Origin of the sequence: Pseudomonas sp. RGM2987 (genome assembly GCF_022952855.1) — a bacterium.
Lineage (GTDB): Bacteria > Pseudomonadota > Gammaproteobacteria > Pseudomonadales > Pseudomonadaceae > Aquipseudomonas.
Map to the genome: position 1 here is coordinate 1 of NZ_JALJDX010000041.1, position 2,167 is coordinate 2,167.

Consider the following 2,167-nt stretch of genomic DNA (forward strand, 5'->3'; position numbering starts at 1 on the left):
CAAAATAGGTCGGCTGCGAAGCGCCCACAAAAACAGGGTCTGCTGCGCAGCGCCCTAAAAAACCGGGTCTGCTGCGCAGCCCAGCGGGAGCAAGCTCCCTCGCCACAGTAAGCGTGCTCACCGCACATCCCTGGTGTTAGCTGTCACTCACGACGGCACCACCGCCGCCGGCGCACGCTGGGCGGCACGACCGCGCTGGCGGAAGCTGAGCAGGTAGCAGAGCAAGCCGGCCAGGAATCCGACACCGCTGAGCAACCGCGCCCAGAACAGCGGTTTCAAGTGGTCCACCGTCGCCATGAACGGCAAGGCGCTGCCGTCCGCCATCCAGCGTTGCAACCAGACCTGGACCACGCCGGCTGCGGTGAGGAACAGAGTGATCAGCACCATCGACAGGGTCATCAGCCAGAAGCCCCAGATTTCCAGGCGCTGGGAGCGTTCGTCCGCCGCTTCGCCCAAGCCGCGCAGGCGTGGCATGGCGTAGCTGATCAGCGTCATCACGATCATTGCGTAGGCACCGTAGAAGGCCAGGTGACCGTGGGCCGCGGTCAGTTGTGAACCGTGGGTGTAGTAGTTGACCGGTGCCAGGGTATGCAGGAAACCCCAGACGCCGGCGCCGAAGAACGCGGTGACCGTGGTGCCCTTGGCCCACAGGGTGGCAGCGCGGTTCGGGTGCTGCCGGCGACGGTTGCGCACCATGCTGAAGGCGAAGATCACCATCGCCAGGAACGGCAGCGGTTCCATCGCCGAGAAAATCGAACCGACCCACAGCCAGACCTCGGGCGCACCGATCCAGAAGAAGTGGTGACCGGTGCCGATGATGCCGGTGATCAACGCCATGGCGATAATCACGTAGAGCCACTTTTCCACCACTTCCCGGTCCACGCCGGTGATCTTGATCAGCACGAAGGCGAGCATCGACCCCATGATCAGCTCCCAGACGCCTTCGACCCAAAGGTGCACCACCCACCACCAGTAGTATTTATCGCGAGCGAGGTTTTCCGGGTTGTAGAAGGAGAACAGGAAGAACACCGCCAGGCCGATCAGCCCGGTCATCATCACCATGCTGACTGTGGTCTTGCGGCCCTTGAGCAGGGTCATGCCGATGTTGTAGAGAAAGCCCAGGCACACCACCACGATGCCCATCTTGGTGATGGTCGGCTGCTCCAGGAACTCACGGCCCATGGTCGGCAGCAGGTCGTTGCCGGTGATTTTCGCCAGCGTCGCATACGGCACAGAGAGGTAGCCGAGGATCGTCAGCACCCCGGCGGCGGCGAACACCCAGAACAGCAGCAGCGCCAGTTTCGGACTGTGCAGCTCGCGGTCGGCCTCCTCCGGTATCAGGTAGTACGCCGCGCCCATGAAGCCGAACAGCAGCCAGACGATCAGCAGGTTGGTGTGGACCATGCGGGCCACGTTGAAAGGGATCAGCGGGAACAGGAAGTCGCCGATCACGTATTGCAGGCCCATGATCAAACCGAACAGGACCTGCCCCAGGAACAACATCAGGGCAAACACGAAATAAGGTTTGGCAACGGCCTGCGAGGCGAATTTCAGATGCGGATTAGCCATGCTCATCTCTCAGCCCTCCTTGTTTGGCGGCCAGCCATTGGTGTTGATTTTCGAGCTCCACTTGAGGAACTCGGCGATGTCGTCGACCTCCTGCTCGCTCAGGTTGAACTGCGGCATGGCCCGGCGTCCGGGAACGCCCAGCGGCTGCATTTTCATCCAGGCATGGAGGAACGGCTTGAAGGCTTCCTCGCCGCCGCGCCGGTTGACCACATTGCCCAGCTCCGGCGCAAAGTACGCGCCCTCGCCCAGCAGGGTATGGCAGCCGATGCAGTTGTTACGCTCCCAGACGCCCTTGCCGCGTATCACCGACTCAGTCAGTTGTGCCTGGTTGCTGCGCTCCGGAAAGGTTTGTTCCGTGTGGTAGGTCAGGGCCAGGAATATCAGGAAAAAGAACACGCTTCCCCCGAAGTAAATATTCCTGGCCATGCCTTTGGTGAAGGTATCTGACATGGTCACTTCCTCATTGCTTGGCGTGACCATTCTAGGAAGCGAGCCCCTCGAAACCGCTTGATGGCGATCAAGAATCTCCGATGGTTTTGGTGGGATTTTCCAAGGACAACGCACTTCCTGTGGGAGTGAGCTTGCTGTGGCGGGGGGG

General features: G+C 61.2%; 2 protein-coding genes. Both read right to left on the bottom strand.

What is annotated here, in order from left to right:
* Nucleotides 1-147 precede the first annotated feature (147 nt).
* A complete protein-coding gene (locus tag RGM2987_RS00240; protein WP_245138112.1) occupies nucleotides 148-1,575 on the bottom strand; it encodes a cbb3-type cytochrome c oxidase subunit I in 1,428 nt (475 codons plus the stop codon).
* Nucleotides 1,576-1,578: 3 nt separating this feature from the next.
* On the bottom strand, nucleotides 1,579-2,019 hold the full coding sequence (locus RGM2987_RS00245; RefSeq protein WP_245138113.1) for a cytochrome c: 441 nt from the start codon (nucleotides 2,017-2,019) through the stop codon (nucleotides 1,579-1,581).
* Nucleotides 2,020-2,167 lie beyond the last annotated feature (148 nt).